This is a genomic window from Noviherbaspirillum sp. (assembly GCF_035254685.1).
GTDB lineage: Bacteria > Pseudomonadota > Gammaproteobacteria > Burkholderiales > Burkholderiaceae_D > Noviherbaspirillum.
The window spans coordinates 1-17,570 of record NZ_DATFAI010000036.1; the positions used below are offsets into that span (position 1 = coordinate 1).

The 17,570-nt window shown below is 58.5% G+C and carries 13 protein-coding genes and 1 pseudogene; 11 read left to right on the forward strand and 3 right to left on the reverse strand.

Annotated features, from left to right (window positions below; all coding sequences use genetic code 11):
• The 6 genes from VJ698_RS15925 to VJ698_RS15950 form a co-directional block, all read left to right on the forward strand.
• Window positions 1–1,087: acyl-CoA carboxylase subunit beta (locus tag VJ698_RS15925; protein WP_324103771.1), on the forward strand; the 1,087-nt coding region annotated here is incomplete at its 5' end.
• 21 nt (window positions 1,088–1,108) lie between these two features.
• Window positions 1,109–3,082, forward strand: a complete 1,974-nt coding sequence (locus tag VJ698_RS15930; RefSeq protein ID WP_324103772.1) for an acetyl-CoA carboxylase biotin carboxylase subunit — start codon at window positions 1,109–1,111, stop codon at window positions 3,080–3,082.
• 19 nt (window positions 3,083–3,101) lie between these two features.
• Entirely contained in the window at window positions 3,102–3,881 is a 780-nt protein-coding gene (locus VJ698_RS15935) for an enoyl-CoA hydratase/isomerase family protein (protein WP_324103773.1), read from the forward strand.
• Window positions 3,882–3,895: 14 nt separating this feature from the next.
• Window positions 3,896–5,695 carry an acyclic terpene utilization AtuA family protein gene (locus VJ698_RS15940; RefSeq protein ID WP_324103774.1) on the forward strand — a complete coding sequence of 600 codons (1,800 nt, stop codon included), beginning with the start codon at window positions 3,896–3,898 and terminating at the stop codon, window positions 5,693–5,695.
• Between the two features lie 51 nt (window positions 5,696–5,746).
• Complete coding sequence (locus tag VJ698_RS15945; protein WP_324103775.1) at window positions 5,747–6,289, forward strand: DUF2889 domain-containing protein; 543 nt, start codon at window positions 5,747–5,749, stop codon at window positions 6,287–6,289.
• Between the two features lie 21 nt (window positions 6,290–6,310).
• A complete protein-coding gene (locus tag VJ698_RS15950; RefSeq protein ID WP_324103776.1) occupies window positions 6,311–8,338 on the forward strand; it encodes an NADPH-dependent 2,4-dienoyl-CoA reductase in 2,028 nt (675 codons plus the stop codon).
• 459 nt (window positions 8,339–8,797) lie between these two features.
• Here the strand turns inward: VJ698_RS15950 and VJ698_RS15955 are convergent, their stop codons facing one another.
• Entirely contained in the window at window positions 8,798–8,968 is a 171-nt protein-coding gene (locus VJ698_RS15955) for a tyrosine-type recombinase/integrase (RefSeq protein WP_324103798.1), read from the reverse strand.
• A 551-nt stretch (window positions 8,969–9,519) separates the two neighbouring features.
• Between VJ698_RS15955 and VJ698_RS15960 the strand changes: the two genes are divergently transcribed.
• Window positions 9,520–11,817: an AAA family ATPase gene (locus VJ698_RS15960; protein ID WP_324103777.1), complete on the forward strand. Its 2,298-nt coding sequence runs from the start codon at window positions 9,520–9,522 to the stop codon at window positions 11,815–11,817.
• Between the two features lie 65 nt (window positions 11,818–11,882).
• On the forward strand, window positions 11,883–12,509 hold the full coding sequence (locus VJ698_RS15965; RefSeq protein WP_324103778.1) for a hypothetical protein: 627 nt from the start codon (window positions 11,883–11,885) through the stop codon (window positions 12,507–12,509).
• 379 nt (window positions 12,510–12,888) lie between these two features.
• Here VJ698_RS15965 and VJ698_RS15970 read toward each other — a convergent pair.
• Window positions 12,889–13,206 (reverse strand): annotated as a pseudogene (locus tag VJ698_RS15970) (phage integrase N-terminal SAM-like domain-containing protein); the annotation flags it as partial.
• 178 nt (window positions 13,207–13,384) lie between these two features.
• On the opposite strand from VJ698_RS15970, the gene VJ698_RS15975 reads away from it, so the two are divergent.
• The 3 genes from VJ698_RS15975 (at window position 13,385) to VJ698_RS15985 (ending at window position 16,367) form a co-directional block, all read left to right on the forward strand.
• Window positions 13,385–14,176 (forward strand): alpha/beta hydrolase, encoded by a 792-nt coding sequence (locus VJ698_RS15975; RefSeq protein WP_324103779.1) that lies wholly within the window; start codon window positions 13,385–13,387, stop codon window positions 14,174–14,176.
• A gap of 292 nt (window positions 14,177–14,468) precedes the next feature.
• The gene (locus tag VJ698_RS15980; protein WP_324103780.1) at window positions 14,469–15,080 is read left to right on the forward strand and encodes a class I SAM-dependent methyltransferase; all 612 of its coding nucleotides are present in this window, start codon (window positions 14,469–14,471) and stop codon (window positions 15,078–15,080) included.
• A 192-nt stretch (window positions 15,081–15,272) separates the two neighbouring features.
• A complete protein-coding gene (locus VJ698_RS15985) occupies window positions 15,273–16,367 on the forward strand; it encodes an FUSC family protein (protein WP_324103781.1) in 1,095 nt (364 codons plus the stop codon).
• A gap of 110 nt (window positions 16,368–16,477) precedes the next feature.
• On the opposite strand, the gene VJ698_RS15990 is transcribed toward VJ698_RS15985, so the two are convergent.
• Window positions 16,478–17,497 carry an XdhC family protein gene (locus VJ698_RS15990; protein WP_324103782.1) on the reverse strand — a complete coding sequence of 340 codons (1,020 nt, stop codon included), beginning with the start codon at window positions 17,495–17,497 and terminating at the stop codon, window positions 16,478–16,480.
• Between the last annotated feature and the right edge of the window lie 73 nt (window positions 17,498–17,570).

Genomic DNA, 17,570 nt, shown 5'->3' on the forward strand with positions numbered 1-17,570 from the left:
GCCGGTGGTCACCGTCACGCACGGTTCGTCCACGGCAGGCGGCGCCTACCAGACCGGCTTGTCGGATTACATCATCATGGTGCGCGGCCGCTCGCGCGCCTTCCTGGCCGGCCCGCCGCTGCTGAAAGCCGCCACCGGCGAGATCGCCACCGAGGAAGAACTGGGCGGCGCGGAAATGCATACCAGCATCTCGGGGCTGGGCGACTACCTGGCCGAAGACGACCGCGACGCCCTGCGCATTGCGCGCGAGATCATGGCCAAGCTGGAATGGAACCGGCATGTGCCGCAGGACGACACGACGAATGTGAAGCCGCCGCGCTACGACGCCGAGGAATTGCTGGGCATCATGCCGATGGACTACAAGCGCCCGGTGGACATGAAGGAAGTGATCGCGCGCATCGTCGACGATTCCGATTTCCTCGAATTCAGCCCCTTGTACGGATCGTCCACTGTCTGCGGCCACGCGCGGGTCGATGGCCATCCGCTGGGCATCATCACCAACAACGGCCCGATCGACCCTGCCGGCGCGACCAAGGCCACGCACTTCATCCAGGCCTGCTGCCAGGCGCAGATCCCCTTGCTGTACCTGAACAACACGACCGGTTTCATGGTGGGCCGCCACTACGAGGAAGCCGGCATGATCAAGCACGGCTCGAAGATGATCCAGGCGGTCACCAATGCCACCGTGCCGCAGGTCACGATCTATTGCGGCGCATCTTTTGGTGCGGGCAATTACGGCATGTGCGGGCGCGGCTTCCATCCGCGCTTCTGCTTTTCCTGGCCGAATGCGAAGACGGCGGTGATGGGCGGCGAGCAGGCAGCGAAGACCATGGCGATCGTGACCGAGGCGGCGATGAAGCGCAAGGGCGCGGAGGTGGACCAGGCCGCGCTCGATGCGCTGCAGCGCAAGATTGTCGACAACTTCGATGGCCAGATGGACGTCTTCAGCACCAGCGCACAGTTGCTCGACGACGGCGTGATCGATCCGCGCGACACCCGCGCCGTGCTGTCCTACGTGCTGTCCCTGTGCCGCGAGGCGCAGGTCCGCCAGGTGCAACCGATGCAGTTCGCTGTCGCACGTCCATAACGAAACCGACGCATTCAGAACATGACAACATCCACACCTTTCCACAAGATCCTCATTGCCAATCGCGGCGAAATCGCGCTGCGCGTCATGCGCACCGCACGTTCGTTGGGGTATCGCACGGTGGCCGTCTTTTCCAGCGCCGACCGCAATGCCCGCCACGTGCGCGAGGCAGACCAAGCGGTCTATATCGGCGAATCCCTGCCGTCACAGTCCTATCTCAATATTCCGGCCATCATTGCTGCGGCAAAGACGAGTGGCGCGGACGCGGTGCACCCAGGCTACGGCTTTCTCGCCGAGAACGAGGATTTCGCGCAGGCTTGCAAGGATGCCGGTCTGGTCTTCATTGGCCCCTCGGCGGCAGCGATCATCGCGATGGGCAACAAGGCCGGCGCCAAGAAGCTGATGATGGAAGCCGGCGTGCCGTGCATTCCCGGCTACCAGGGCCAGGACCAGAGCGAAGCGCGTTTGCTGGAAGAGGCGGACATCATCGGCTATCCGGTGATGATCAAGGCGACCGCCGGCGGTGGCGGCCGCGGCATGCGGCTGGTGATGGCACATGACCAGTTCCTCGATGCCCTGCGCAGCGCCAAATCGGAAGCGCAGAGCGCCTTCGGCAATCCGGAAGTCATTCTCGAACGCGCCATCGTCCAGCCACGGCACATCGAAATCCAGGTCTTCGCCGACCGCTACGGCAATGCCATCCACCTTGGCGAACGCGATTGCTCGGTGCAGCGCCGCCACCAGAAAGTCATCGAGGAAGCGCCTTCTCCCGCTGTCAGCGAAGAATTGCGCGAGCGCATGGGCGCCACCGCAGTGGCCGCAGTCAAGGCGATCCGTTACGAAGGCGCGGGCACCCTGGAATTCCTGCTCGACGGGCAGGGCAGTTACTACTTCATGGAAATGAACACCCGTCTGCAGGTGGAGCACCCGGTGACCGAAGCGATCACCGGCCTCGACCTGGTGGAACTGCAGTTACGCGTGGCCAGTGGCGAGGCCCTGCCGCTGCAGCAGGAAGATATTCACTTCGACGGACACGCGATCGAGGTCCGTTTGTGCGCGGAAGATGCCGATCAGGGTTTCATGCCGCAAAGCGGACGGATGTCCTTGTGGCAGTTCCCTTCAGGCTTGCGGGTGGAGGAAGCGCTGGAATCCGGCGCAGAAATTCCGCCGTATTACGACTCGATGATCGCCAAGCTCGTCACCTACGGCCGTTCGCGCGACGAAGCGCGCCGAAAGATGCTCGCTGCGCTGCAGGACACCGTCGCGCTGGGCGTGAAGACCAACCAGGAATTTCTCGCCAGCTGCATCCGCCATCCGGTCTTCGCCGTCGGCCAAGCGACCACGGCATTCATCGGCATGCACAATGAAGAGCTGCTCGCGAAGGACGCGGAATCCCAGTCGCGCGCGCAGGCACTGGCCACCGTGCTGCTCTATGCCACTGCCAACGACACCAGTTCCGCTCGGCCGGGCATGGGCATCACGCATCGCCATCCGATCAATTTCCACTTCAATGTCAACGCGCAATCGTGCATAGCCGACGTGGTCAGGCTCGACGGCGATGGATATGCAGTGACCATCGGCGAGCGGTATTTCGACATGCACATCGTCGATCTCGATCTGAACAGAGTGCGCTTCTCCTGCGAGGGTCTGCTTGAAAGCGCATCGCTGGTGCGCTCCGGCACCGAACTGCTGCTGCAGTACCGCGGCGCGTCCTACCTCATCCAGGACCAGTCGCATGTGTCGCAGGCCAGACAGGGCGAGAGCGCGAGCGATGGCAAGATCCGCGCGTCCATGAACGGACGTGTGGTGGCACTGCACGTGGCCGTCGGCGATGTCGTGAAGGCCGGGCAGCCGGTCGTGACGCTGGACGCGATGAAAATGGAACACGTACACGCCGCGCCGATTGCAGGGCGGGTCAAGGCACTGAGCGCGGCGATGGGCGACCAGGTTGCGGTATACCGCGTGATTGCTGAAATCGAGGGCGAGGCTGCCTGAAAGAGTCGAAAGGAATTCCATGACCGAAACATCAGTCGTCCTCCACGAAAAGCGTGGGACAGCATTCTGGATCACGCTCAACCGCGCCGAAAAGCGCAATGCGATCAACCAGGAAGTAATCGACGGAATCCGCGAAGGCTATCGCCAGGCACATGCCGACCCCGAGGTGCGCGTGATCGTACTGACGGCATCCGGCGACAAGGCCTTCTGTGCCGGCGGCGATATGCAGCCCGGCAAGGGTTTCGCCTTCGACTATGCCAAGCCGAATGTCGACTACGCCGACCTGTTGCGCATCGCGCAGGATGCCACCTTGCCAAGCATCGCGCGCGTCAATGGAGTGTGCATGGCCGGCGGCATGGGCTTGCTGTGCATGGTGGACATGGCGGTGGCTGCCGATCATGCCTTGTTCGGACTGCCCGAGGTCAAGGTCGGCGTCTTTCCGATGCAGGTGATGAGCCTGCTGCAGAAGCTGGTGCTGCCCCGCGTGCTGCGTGAATGGTGCATCACCGGCGAACCGTTCGACGCCCGCACCGCGCTGGAGCATGGTTTGCTAAATTATGTCGTGCCGGCCGCCGAGCTGGATGCAAAGACCCAATGGCTGGTCGACCGCATGACCGACAAGTCGCCGACTGCCATCCGGCGCGGCAAATACGCCATGCGTGCGATGGAAGCCATGTCCTTTGACCAGGGCATCGCGTACACCGAAAGCCAGATCGCCCTGCTCGCGCTGACGGAAGACGCGAAAGAGGGGCTGGCAGCCTTCAATGAAAAGCGCAAGCCTGTATGGACCGGCAAGTAAGAATGGAGAATGCCATGACGCAGCAAGAAGTGATCCGCATTGGCGGCGCGTCCGGGTTCTGGGGCGACAGTTCAGTCGCGGCGGAGCAGCTGGTCACCGGCGCCCCGATCGACTACCTGGTCTTCGATTACCTGGCCGAGCTGACCATGGCCATCCTGGCATCGGCGCGCAGCAAAAAGCCGGAATTGGGCTACGCGACCGACTTCGTTGATATCGCGATGAAGAGCACGCTGAAGGAAATCGCGCAGCGTCGCATCAAGGTGATTACCAACGCGGGCGGCATCAATCCGCAAGGCTGCGCCGATGCGCTGGCAAGGCTGGCTGGAGAAATGGGTGTGAGCTTGAGGATCGCGGTGGTGGAGGGCGACGACGTCAGCGCGGCCATTCCGGACTTGCGCGAACGCAAGCAGAAAGACATGTTCACCGGCGCTGGTCTGCCGGACAGGATACTCAGCGCGAACGCCTATCTCGGCGCTCTGCCCATTGCGCAGGCGCTCAGGGACGGGGCCGATGTTGTCATTACCGGCCGTTGCGTCGACAGCGCGGTCACGCTCGGGCCGCTGATCCACGAGTTTGGCTGGGCAGTGGACGATTACGACCGGCTCGCCGCAGGAAGCCTCGCCGGCCACATCATCGAATGCGGCTGTCAGGCAACCGGCGGCTTGCATACCGACTGGGAACAGATTCCGGACTGGGCCAACATCGGCTATCCGGTCATCGAATGTCATGCCGATGGCAGCTTCGTCGTGACCAAACCGAAGGGAACGGGCGGACGCGTGCTGGCGGCGGCAGTGGCCGAGCAGATGCTGTATGAAATCGGCGATCCGGCAGCGTATATCCTTCCCGACGTAGTCTGCGACTTCACCGGCGTGCGCATCGAACAGGAAGACGAGAACCGGGTGCGCGTGAGCGGCGCACGCGGCCTGCCGCCAACCGATTCCTACAAGGTCTCCGCCACCTACATGGATGGCTATCGCTGCGCCGGCACACTGGTCATCATCGGCATCGACGCGGTTGCGAAAGCGCGCCGCACCGGGGAGGCGATCCTGGAACGCACGCGCGCCATCTTCAGGAAAATGGGCCTGCCCGACTACACAGCGTCCTACGTCGAAGTGATCGGCGCCGAAACGCAATACGGCCCGCATTCGCGCGCCACTCAATCGCGCGAGGTGATGATGCGCGTGGCGGTGAACCACACGATGAAGCAGGCATTGGAAATCTTTGCCCGCGAGATCGCACCGGCGGGAACGTCCTGGTCGCCGGGCACCACCGGACCGGCACTGGCGCGGCCCGGCGTGTCGCCGTTGATCAAGCAGTTTGCCTTCACCTTGCCCAAGCGCGAGGTGAGCATTCAGGTCAGGCTCGATGGCAAGGCCGAGCCGGTCGAAGTGCCTCTTAACGGCGGCTATGTCCCTGCCATGAAGGCTCAATCGACAGAAGCGACGCAAGATGCGCCGGCCGGAAAGACAAGCCAGGTGCCGCTGATCAAGCTCGCGTGGGCGCGCAGCGGCGACAAGGGCAATATCTCGAACATCGGCGTGATTGCACGCAAGCCCGAATACCTGCCATTGATCCTGCGCGGGCTCACTCCAGAATCGGTGAAGCGCTACTTCGCGCATCTCGCCAATGGACCGGTCACGCGCTACCTCGTGCCCGGTATCCATGCCTGCAATTTCCTTCTGGAAGATGCGCTCGACGGCGGCGGCACCGCATCCATGCGCATGGACCCGCTCGGCAAGGGCATGGGACAGATGCTGCTGGACATGCCAATCAGCGTGCCGGAGGAACTGGCGAGCAGCCTTGGGGCCAGTTGATGCTTTCACGGAACAACGCCTTGCCTGACATGCCGTGAAGGAAATATAAACATGCCTCTTGATGCCACTCCCGACTCCATCACTCGCGAAGAAATCCATACGCGCGCCGTCATCGTCAAGAGCTACCGGCGCAGCGATGGTCTGTTCGATGTGGAAGGCCACTTGACCGATGTGCGTCCCTATCCGGTGCAGCTTCCGAGCGGCATGCGGCAGGGCGGCGAACCGATCCATGACATGTGGCTGCGGCTGACAGTGGATGTCAATGCGCAAATCATCGCCATCAAGGCGAGCACCCATGGCGCGCCCTATGGGAAGTCCTGCGCCTCGATCACGCCCGCCTATGAAGCGCTTGTCGGCAAGCGCGTTGGCCCGGGGTTTCGTGGCGCGGTGCGCTCGCTGGTTGGCGGGCTGAAAGGCTGCACCCATTTGAGCGAACTGCTACTGGCGATGGGCACCTGCGTGATCCAGGCACTTTATGACGCCAAGCCCCATCCGCCGGACGTCAAGCCTTTCAGCCTCGATGGTTGCCATGCGCTCAATACGAGCGGCCCCATTGTGGCCGAATTCTATCCGCGCTGGTACCGGCGCCCCTGAGTCAATCCGCACATCCTCACCATGCCGAACACTCATTACCCTCATCTGCTCAAGCCGCTCGATCTCGGATTCTGCACCTTGCCCAACCGCGTGCTGATGGGCTCCATGCACACCGGCCTGGAAGAACAGCCCGACGCCATCGAGCGACTGGCCGCCTTTTATGCCGAGCGTGCCGCGGGCGGCGTCGCGCTGATCGTCGGCGGCGGCATGGCGCCGAACGCGGAAGGCAACATGTGGAACGGATTCCACAAGTTCCAGACCGAAGAGGAAGCGCGCCCGCATCGTCGCATCACGGATGCCGTGCATCGCGCTGGCGGGCGCATCGCCATGCAAGTGCTGCATGCCGGGCGCTATGCGCATCATGCGAGTGGCGTTGCGCCTTCGGCGCTACGCTCTCCGCTGTCCCAGGCAACGCCGCGCGCCATGACGGAAGCGGACATTGAGCGGACGATTGCAGACTATGTGCAGTCAGCCCGCCTGGCGCAGTCGGTCGGTTACGACGGCGTGGAAATCATGGGCTCGGAGGGTTACCTCATCAACCAGTTCCTCGTCCCGCGCTCCAACCAGCGCACCGACCGCTGGGGAGGTTCGTTGCAGAACCGGATGCGCTTCGCCGTCGAAACCGTCAGGCGCACGCGCCAGGTCTGTGGCCCCAATTTCATCCTGATCTATCGCCTGTCGCTGGTCGACCTGGTGGAAGGCGGCAGCACCTGGGACGAAGTCATTGCCGTGGCGAAGGCCATTGAAGAAGCGGGAGCGACCTTGCTCAACAGCGGGATCGGCTGGCACGAGGCACGCATTCCCACCATTGCCACGATGGTGCCGCGCGCCGCGTTCACCGGCCTCACGGCGCGCCTCAAGAAAGAGGTGCGCATCCCGGTCATTGCCAGCAATCGCATCAACGATCCTGCCGTCGCGGAACAATTGCTGGTAAACGGCGACGCCGATATGGTATCGATGGCCCGGCCTTTCCTGGCCGATGCGCAATTTGTACTGAAGGCGATGCAAGGCCGCGCGGAGGAAATCAATACCTGCATCGCCTGCAACCAGGCCTGCCTCGACAACATCTTCAATCGCCGTGTTGCATCCTGCCTCGTCAACCCGCGCGCCTGCCACGAAACCAGGATGCCCGTCACACCGGCAACCGCGCCAAAGCGGATCGCGGTGGTCGGCGCCGGCCCTGCCGGAATGGCCTGCGCACTGACCGCTGTCGAGCGCGGCCATCATGTCACGCTGTTTGAAGCGGGTGGCGACATCGGCGGCCAGTTCCATTACGCCCGCCGGATTCCCGGCAAGGAAGAGTTTGCTGAAACCCTGCGCTATTTCCGTCACCGTCTGGACGCCACCGGCGTGAAGGTCCGCCTGCACACGCGCATCGAGAGTGTCGAAGCGTTGCGCGGCGAATTCGATGAAGTGGTGGTCGCCACCGGCGTGACGCCTCGAACGCCGTCCCTGCCGGAAATACGTCACCCCAAGGTGGCCAGCTATGCCGACGTCATCACAGGCCGCAGGCAGGCCGGCAAGCGTGTCGCCATCATGGGTGCCGGTGGCATCGGCTTCGACGTTGCTGAACTGCTCACGCACGAGGTTCATCAGGAACAGAACCCGTCCGAGGCCTTCTGCGCCGAATGGGGCATCGATCTGCAGGTGCGGGAACGCGGCGGCCTTGTTGCGCCCAGTACGCCAGCGCCTGCACGCCAGGTATGGCTGCTGCAGCGCAAGGAGGAGCGTGTCGGTGAAAGACTGGCCAAGACCACGGGATGGATCCGGCGTGCGTTGCTCGGTCGGCGCGAGGTAACGATGCTCGCCGGCGTGGAGTATGTCCGGATCGATGACGAAGGATTGCATGTCCGCGTGCGGGGAGAGCCGCGCGTGCTGCCGGTTGATACGGTGGTCATCTGCGCCGGCCAGGAATCCGAGGCCAGCTTGCATGCGAAGCTGCAAGACGCCGGCATGAAGTCAACGCTGATCGGCGGCGCGCATGTCGCAGCGGAGCTTGATGCGATGCGGGCGATTGAAGAGGGAACGCGGGTGGCCCTGGCGATGTGATGCGGGAGGCGGATGCAGGGGCGTGACTTGAATGTTCGTACGATTGCCTTGGGCGTCTTAAACGAACCCGGAGATGCTCAATAGCGGCCCTTCGATAAGAGGGGCATACTTCATTGCATCGATAGACAAAGCGACGCCTCGTCCGCCACAATTCAGCACGTGCGAGTTGGCCAGCTGGGCAGCTTCCACCGCTCGCTTGATCGTCCGGCGGAACGTCTTTTCGTACATGTGGTGTCGCCACACGATGTCCGAACGGGAATCAGTGGATTCGTGATCGGACGGGAAACCCGGAAGCAACCCCACTGGACAACGGCCTTTCGGTGCTTGCGCTCCAGCGCATCGAGCAACATGACGAGAGGGGCGGCTGACTGATCGATCCGCATCATACACTCCCCGGGTAGCTTCGTTCTGCTCGCGTAGTGACGTCACCGGTGCAATTAGCAACATGGTGACGCGACCCTAGCCGCTTTTGCCTTCTCGGATGATGATCTCCCTTCGGCCGAAACCGACATCCTTGACGCGCAAGGTCATGCATTCCATCAGCCGCATGCCCGCGCCGTACATCAGGCGTAGGGTGCCAGAGTTATTGCAACTCGCGCCACGGTTATGTAATGGGATGACAGAGTTGATGCAACTGGGCTATCGAGGGTTGGACACGACGTCGTCGAGCGCAGGGAACCGTCATAATGAAGACGATGGAAACGGACTTGTCAGGCAGCTATTTAACTTACAGTCGCCATTGCTCTAGACGGGGCGAACTTCTTAAAACGACCCGAAGCAGTCGATCACGCAAATTTGTCAAACGCCCGTAATGCAACGGAAACGGACGGTGAATTTTCACGTTCTGACTTCCTGGCTCGGCTAGGACTGGGCTGTCACCGGCGATGCGTAGATGTAATTCAGACAGACTTTGGACATCCAGTTTTTAAGGGAACAGGCACCCATGAAGTTTGACCGGCGGCAAGTTATTGGGAATTCGGAGAAGTCCACATTGGCTTGACCGCCCACTCGATGACTCATTAGTACATCAACTGACCACAGAGCGAGTGGCTCTCTTAGCATTCCATCTTCTAAACCTTCCATACGCCTTTTGCGATCCCATGTGTATGGGATGGGCTTTGTTACTACGCAGACCTAAAATATTTCCTCTTGGGAATAAGATCTCGAAAAAAGGGGACAGCGTGTTAGAACGGATCGAACGGATACAGGGAATTGGGCTTCTTCACGACGCACAAGGTAAGAAGCATGCGTTCCAAAAGGCGACTCTTATATACGCTGACAACGGCCGTGGAAAATCTACATTGGCCAGCGTATTTCGCTCTGTTTCGATGAACGACAGCAATCTAATCGTCGAGCGCTCCACTGTGGATGGAACAATTCCCCCGCAGGTTGTCCTCCAGTTCGGAAGCGGACACAAGGTAACGTTCGATAAAGGCATCTGGTCCGAACGAAGACCAAAGCTGATGGTATTTGACTCCGATTTCATCGAGAAGAATGTCCACTCCGGAGGAAGCGTCAGTACAACACATCGCAAGAACCTACTTGAATTCGCTCTTGGCGAACAAGCTGTTGCTGCACGAAAGCAAGTCGAAATTGAGACTGAGGTCGCGAAGACTGCTTCTGAAAAAGTAAGTGGACTAATCGCAAAACTTAGCGGTCATCATACCGGCATGACGCTAGCTGCTTTCGAAAAATTACCCAATCTGGAAGATTCAAAGGCGCAAATCGAAGCCTTGCGCAAACGCCTTGCAGACACTGCCAGCATTGAAGCGTTGCAGAGAAAACCTCTTCCGGCCGTGATCGGAGAGCCGGCACTAAACTTCGATTCGCTCTTTGCCATTTTGTCCTCCACGCTGGAACGTATGCAAAATGATGCGGAGCGAATCGTCCGTGAGCATGTCACGAAACTGGGCGGGAAAGACGCGGAACATTGGCTCAGCCAAGGGCAGGCATTCCCCAATGCCGATTCATGCCCATACTGCAATCAATCCTTACAGGGCATAGAGCTAGTTAAAGCATATCAAATGCACTTCAATGCTCACTATAGGGAAATAAAAGTAAAGATTGCGCAACTCCATGAGGGCATTGCAGCGCGTACATCGCAAGAAATCGTTAAGCAATTCGCACTAAAGGTCGAAACCGCAAGGGCAATCGCCGAGACGTGGCGGGATGACGTGAAACTCTCATCGATATCCTTTGACGCATCCAAGTCTTCAGCTGCACTGGCTGAACTACAAGTCTTGTTGTCAAAACTAGCCGACACGAAGCGCCTCGCGCCAACGGAAGCTGCCGGAACAACTGGCGACCGTGCCCGAGCAGAAGCACTCTGGCAGGAAGTCCTTCAAGAAATACAGAAGGCAAACACGTCGATATTCGAGTGCTGCAAAGCGATTGATGCGTTTAAATTTAAACTGAAGGCAGAGAACGCTGTTCAGCTATCAGCGCAGATCAAACACATTGAACTCGCTGAGGTCAGACATACGCCCAACGTGTCGGATTTGATATCCCAACTTCAAGATGCCAGAAAAAACGCCCTCGAAGCTGAAAAAAAGAAGAAACAAGCGCGGGAGAAACTTGACGCTTTGATGGTTGAGACTCTGCAAAAATATGAAGCCTCGATCAATAAACTTCTCCTCAATTTTGGCGCCGCGTTTAGTATTCAAAAGATGGACGCAAACTTCCGCGGCGGTAGTCCCAGAAGCGAATATAGCCTTCTTCTTCGGAACAAGCCAGTTAGCTTAGATGGTGGAAAACCGAGTTTTGGCACTGCCCTTAGCGAGGGAGACAAACGCACTCTTGCCTTCGCCTTCTTTATTGCAAGTGTACTTTCCGACGACAAACTCAGCAGCAGAATTGTAGTAATCGATGATCCAATGTGCAGTCTGGACGCTAATCGTAAACGGCATACTCGGGCCGTCCTCAAGGAAATTTACACGAAAGCAGAGCAGTTAGTCCTTCTTTGCCACGATCTTTACTTCATGCGTGACATGCGAAACGACTTAACAGGAGACGGGAAACCGTCCCCCACCACTGTGCAGCTTATCTACTCGGGAAATGGCTACACCGACTTTGCTGATATCGATATCGATCGTGAATGCGAATCTAGCTACTACCGGCATCATCGAATGCTTGCGGAACTTGTTGAAGGCAAACCATGCCCAGATTCTCGTTCCGTCGCAAAGACTATCCGTCCGCTCCTCGAAGGATATCTCCATCGAAGATTTCCGGGCTTCATCCCTGAAGGATTAATGTTCGGCCAAGTTGTGAATCTTATCCGTGATTCAGGCAGTCCCAGTCCATTGGTCTATGCACATCACCTCGTAGAAGAACTAAATCTCATAAATGGTTACGCTGGACAGTTTCATCACGATACCAATCCAGGGAATGCCGACGCAGTTCAGGTAGTTCTTGCGGAACTGAGAATTTTTGCAAAACGAGCGCTACATATTATTCATAGTAGTTCACCAATGACTATATAAATACAAGCCATTCCAGTCGCCCCCGTACCGATGCAACTAACAGCTAGATGTCAGGAGCGCGCTCTATGTCCAGCTTCTTTTGTGAACGAACGGCAGAATATGCACTAGTACCGTTACTTCAGCGCTCTCTTGAAGCTCATTTTGGATCGGCAGTCCCGATTTTCTTCTGGAAAACTCGAGAAGGAAATCGTACATCTTCGGAAATTCACCAGGATCGCTCTGTCCAAGTGCTTGCCATGTTCGCACGGCGCCCAAAGGTAACTGGCAATAGGAATCGGATCGCCGGCAAGATCAATATAGAGTTAATCCAGTTTGCGCATGCCGCACGTTCTGTGGGAATTTCCACCATTGCAGCCTTTCCCGCCGTAGATTCGATTTACAGCCTTTACAGTGATCCGCAGATTTTTTGGCTACCTGTTGAGCTATCTTGCGACTGTGATTTCAACTTCGAAGCAGATATTTCAAAGCGAGTTCCAACCCTTACGGACGAAAATGGCATTAAAGTTCGAACTATGTCGCTCAAGCAAGTTAGCGAAGGCGTGGAAGATGGTGCGAAGATCCTATCGTGGGACGAGGCCATGCAACATATTTCGCAGCTTCGGCTTGAGCACTACCGAGACGACTCTAATTTTCGGCTTAGTTGGTTCAGTGGCTACAAGCCTGTCTATTTCTTGATACCACGTGATAATTAACCGCTGAAGGGCAGCTTTGGAGAAACGTGTTTGGCAGCTGCGAATCGCATGTTGCCGATCACGCGCAAATGCCGTACGACAGCTCTCAGTCTGAATCGGGCGTTCGAGGCGCGCCCTCCACCGTCCGCTGCTGGCCGACATCAGGCATTTAGTACCCTCGTTCAGCGGTCTGCTGACGGAAACATAGCAGACGCGAAAAAGGCACTCCAAGCGTGAATACGTAATGGAGCGCTGGGTGAAATTCAAAGCGCCAGTAGCACGAATTGAGGCGCGATGTAGGTTAGTCGTACTGACTACGGCCATCGGATGCAACTACCACGGCGCAGACTCTGCTATTTCCTTGGATCTCCGCTTCGACAGTTGCCATCTTTTTGGCGTCCTATGTCAGGCGCGCCATCAAGGCATGTGTCCCCTTCATCTCTGCTAGGACAGCGAAGACTTCCCATTGCGTGAGCACCGTCAGCAACCGGGGTAAACGGCTGGGGCAGTAAACATCTTCCATCCGAAGAAATTCGCTCCCGAGCACCTGCTGATACAGAAAGAGCAAGGCGCAAAGCGCTTGCTCGTGGGTGGAGACACTGACCTGGCGCTCGTTGGTTAGATAGGGCAGGAAGGCCATCACCTCATTCCCTCCCATGTCCATGGGATGTTTCATTTTATAAAACCGGATATACCATCGGATCCTGTAGGCGTACGCCTCTTCGGTGCGTCAGCCGAAATGCTTGTCACGAATGTAACGCCGGACTTGATCGAAGAGTTTCGACGGCTGACGTGGAACTGGCGAAGCGGAATGGGCGGACAGCGCGCCAGATTACACAGAAATTTTTTCACCCTGTTTGAAGTTGGGCCTCGTTGAACTTAAATCGGAGAATCACATGCGAACAAAGGTTCACTACCTGTTTGTGATAGTGCTGTCATGGCTTGCGCCAATATCGAGCTACGCTCAGGTCGAAGTAAAGGAGATCAGTACGCGCCCTGGCGTCACGATTCGCTTCGTCTATGCAAAGGCTGAAAATCCAGTCGCCAGCGCAGTGTTGTTCCGAGGAGGGGCTGGCAATATTGGAATATTTTCCAATGGCTCTATGCGCGTCGAAAACTTTCTTTCTGGCGGGGCACAGAGATTCACCCAGAACGGAATCAGTGTCGTCATTCCGGATGTTCCGTCCGATCGATACACTCTGGACGACTTTCGAAATACCCCCGAGCACGCCCAGGACAACGCCGCACTGATTGAATTTCTCAGGCAGCAGTCCAAGGTCCCAGTATGGGCGATCGGTACCAGCAACGGCTCCCTCTCGGCTGCGGCGTCTTCGACGTACCTGAAGGAAAAAGGACCGGACGGCCTTGTCCTGACCTCCACAGTCACGGAGGCGCCTGTTCCTGCGGCGCATTCCGTCAAGTTGGCACCACTGGGTGAGGTGAAGGTTCCGGTGCTACTGGTTCACCACAAGCAGGATGGTTGCAAAGTGACGCCCTATGGCGCGATGCCGGGACTTATTGCTGACCTCAAGTCGGCGAAAAAGGTGGAACTGATTTCAGAAGACGGGGGTTTCGCAACAGGTAATCCTTGTCATACTGGTTACCATCAGTTTCTTGGAATCGAAGGCGCTGTCACCAAAGATATTGCGGACTGGATCAAGCGTTATGAGTCACAGCAAAATCAGTAAGCCCGCCCATGCGGCTTGAATTGTCCAAGGCCCGACCCCGCGTTGCAGCGGGCTGTGCGATAAGTCCTGCGCAGCCCGCTAAACGTGAACGTGAACGTGAACGTTAAACGGCAATGAAACGATGCGCATAGGGGTGACGTATAGGGATGGCCGGGTGAACAAGAAGCCGACGTATCCTACGGAACATTTGAGTTAATGCTAAAAATGACAAAAAGTTGCGAATTCTCCTTTGACACGTTGCTGTGTGCTTACGCCTGTAGGCGAAGGTCACCGCAGCGCTAAGCGGCTCGAAATGCAACACTCAGCAATCGCCTCCGCGTACGACACCCTGGCCCCAAACTGGCAGGATGGTCACTTCAACGCATCAGACGGGATCAATCAGCACAAGCGCGCGCTCGGCTTCCTGGGGACTCACAGCACGCCTGGAGCGGCACTGAACGTCGGGTGCGGCTGTAGTACGCGCTTCAATGCCTTGCTCCGAGACTGTGGCCTTGAGGTCGAAGGTGTTGATATCTCGGATCGGATGGTGGCCCTGGCGCGGGAGGCCGATCCGACCGTTCAGGTTCATCGAGCCGACATCTGCACTTGGCAGCCACATCGGACTTACCGCTTCATCACCGCCTGGGACAGCATCTGGCACGTACAACTCGCTGAACAACGTGCCTTGATGCTGAAGCTTATGGGACTGCTCGACCCAGGAGGAGTGCTGCTCTTTTCTGCAGGCGGGCTTGATGGCCCAAGTGAGCACACGGACTCTGCGATGGGGCCCACGATCTACTACAGCACGCTCGGCATTCCGGGTCTGTTGCAGGTCATTCAGGAAGCTGGTTGTGCGCTTCGGCACCTCGAGTTCGATCAATGGCCACAGCCGCATCTTGCAGTCATCGCCCAGCGAGCCGCCTAGTCTCACTGGTCTAGGCGCAGCGGTCGACCGCCTCGTCTGAAATCACCTCCTTGCGAATTCCTTCCGTGGCATCAAAGGCTCGCTGCACGCACAGCCCCGCATCAAGCCACTTGGTAAAATACTCGGTTTTCGTTGTCTCCTGAGTGGAGCCTTAATAAGCACATCGGGAAGACATATCAGGAAGGGCAATTCATGGCGGGCTTCGGTGCGTGGAGCAAGTTAACAACATGGATACGGCTGGAACTGAGCCATCTCACGACAATCCACGCCAGTGACCGACTATGGCAGATGCCGTTCGCTGCGGCACTTGCCTCGGGGCTGCCGTTGCTCATCGGCGCGTATTTCAATCACATGAATTACGGGCTGATCTCATCGCTCGGCGGTCTTGTATTTCTCTACTTGCCCGGCACACCGCTGTATCACCGCATGGTGTCGCTGATGGCCTGCGCGTTTGGCCTGATTGCCTGCTATGCGCTAGGCGTGATGAGCCACTTTTCCTCGCCGGTAATGATGCCTGCGCTCATCTTTACCGCGATCCTCGTCACCATGGTCTGCCGCTTTTACATGCTGGGGCCGCCTGGCAGCCTGTTTTTCATCATGGCGGCGTCGATTGGGGCATATTCGCCGGTGGCATTCCTGGGCCTGCCGCTCGTGGTCGGGCTGATTACCATGGGTTGCCTGCTGGCTTGCCTGATCGGGTTTATCTATAGCGTTTATATTTTGAGACTGCAGCCGCCGAAGCCGGTGCCTCCCCTGCAGCCACCGACCTTCGACTTCGTGGTATTCGACTCGGTGGTGATTGGTGTATTCGTTGGCATTTCGCTGGCCGTCGCCCAGGTATTGCAGCTGCAAAAGGCATACTGGGTTCCGGTGAGCTGTCTGGCAGTGATTCAGGGCGCGTCGCTTCGCGCTATTTGGATCAAGCAATTGCACCGTGTGCTTGGCACCGCCATCGGCCTGCTGGTTTCCGCTGGCCTGTTGCTGCTCCCGCTGGACAAATGGGGCATCTCCCTGACGATGATGGCGCTGACCTTCGTGATCGAATATACGGTGGTGCGGCACTATGCATTCGCCACCATTTTCATCACGCCCCTGACCATCCTGCTGGCAGAAGCGGCCTCGTTGGGACATGGATCGATGGCCCCTCTGATCCAGGCGCGATTTTTCGATACTGTCCTGGGATGCTTCATGGGTCTGGTCGGCGGCGTTTGCCTGCACAGTCCTCGCTTTCGAGAGGTGGTGGGCCCGCAAATCCGGCGTCTTATCCCGTCGCGTCTTGTGCCATGAAAGCTTCGGTCAGAGCAGAGTAGAGTGTCCAGATGATTTTGTAGGGTGCGCACGGTGCACCCTACATCTTTCTCCGGATGATCTCGAAGGCCGGTATCAGCGACCCGGCTTCAGCTCGGGTTGCCAGCCTCCACCGCCTTTGACGCTTTCGCGTTCTTCGCATATCCCACCTGCACTTCTGCGGGAAGCGTCACGCCGTTCTTGACTGCGGTCATTTCCGCGAGGATGGAAATCGCGATCTCCGGTGGCGTCTTGCTGCCGATATAAAAACCGACCGGCCCGCGCAGCCTGGCCAACTGTGCGTCGGTCAGATCGAACAGCTTGAGCCGTTCCCGGCGCTTGGCGTTGTTGGCGCGCGAGCCGATCGCGCCGACATAGAAGGCATCCGATTTCAATGCTTCCATGAGCGCCAGGTCGTCGAGCTTGGGATCGTGGGTCAGTGCCAGTACGGCGCAGCGGGCATCCGGCTGCATCTCGATCACGACATCGTCCGGCATGGCATGCACCAGTTCCGTGCCTTCCACCTGCCAGTCGGCGCGGTATTCCTCCCGCGGATCGCACACCGTGACGTGGTAATCCATGCCGATCGCAATCTGCGCCAGGAAGCGCGACAACTGTCCTGCGCCGATGATCAGAAGGCGCCAGCGCGGTCCGTGCACCGTCGTCAGTGTGCTGGCCGAGATCTGCAGGCTCATGCCGGGGCCGGCCTGCCCGAGCGTCACTTCGCCGGTGCCGAGGTCGAGGCGGCGCGCAAGCAGTTCGCCGGCCGAGAGCCGCTGCAGCAGTTCCGGGATCCGGCTGCTTGCAGAAAGCGGTTCGATGGACAGTTCAATGGTGCCGCCGCAAGGCAGCCCGAAACGATGCGCCTGGTCGGCCGTGATGCCGTAGGTAATGATCTCCGGCAGTGTGCGGGTGATCCCCTGCTTGCGCACCTGGTCGATCAGATCGTCTTCGATGCACCCGCCCGAGACGGAACCGACCACGCGCCCGTCGTCCCGGATGCCCAGCATCGCGCCTTCGGGGCGCGGGCTGGAACCCCATGTCCTGATGACCGTGACCAGCTGGCAGCGGTGCCCGGCGTCGAGCCATTGACTGCAGCTTTTCAACACTTCCAGATCGATGCTGTCCATATCGTCCACCCAAGACTGTCCGTGAAAATCGGGAGATCGAACGGTCTCCCGCACACCATTCGGAAAATTCTGC

Coding starts and splice junctions, on each gene's coding strand:
- VJ698_RS15930 (WP_324103772.1), top strand. CDS start 1,109: ATGACAACATCCACACCTTTCCACAAGATCCTCATTGCCAATCGCGGC.
- VJ698_RS15935 (WP_324103773.1), top strand. CDS start 3,102: ATGACCGAAACATCAGTCGTCCTCCACGAAAAGCGTGGGACAGCATTC.
- VJ698_RS15940 (WP_324103774.1), top strand. CDS start 3,896: ATGACGCAGCAAGAAGTGATCCGCATTGGCGGCGCGTCCGGGTTCTGG.
- VJ698_RS15945 (WP_324103775.1), top strand. CDS start 5,747: ATGCCTCTTGATGCCACTCCCGACTCCATCACTCGCGAAGAAATCCAT.
- VJ698_RS15950 (WP_324103776.1), top strand. CDS start 6,311: ATGCCGAACACTCATTACCCTCATCTGCTCAAGCCGCTCGATCTCGGA.
- VJ698_RS15965 (WP_324103778.1), top strand. CDS start 11,883: ATGTCCAGCTTCTTTTGTGAACGAACGGCAGAATATGCACTAGTACCG.
- VJ698_RS15975 (WP_324103779.1), top strand. CDS start 13,385: ATGCGAACAAAGGTTCACTACCTGTTTGTGATAGTGCTGTCATGGCTT.
- VJ698_RS15980 (WP_324103780.1), top strand. CDS start 14,469: ATGCAACACTCAGCAATCGCCTCCGCGTACGACACCCTGGCCCCAAAC.
- VJ698_RS15985 (WP_324103781.1), top strand. CDS start 15,273: ATGGCGGGCTTCGGTGCGTGGAGCAAGTTAACAACATGGATACGGCTG.
- VJ698_RS15990 (WP_324103782.1), bottom strand. CDS start 17,497: ATGGACAGCATCGATCTGGAAGTGTTGAAAAGCTGCAGTCAATGGCTC.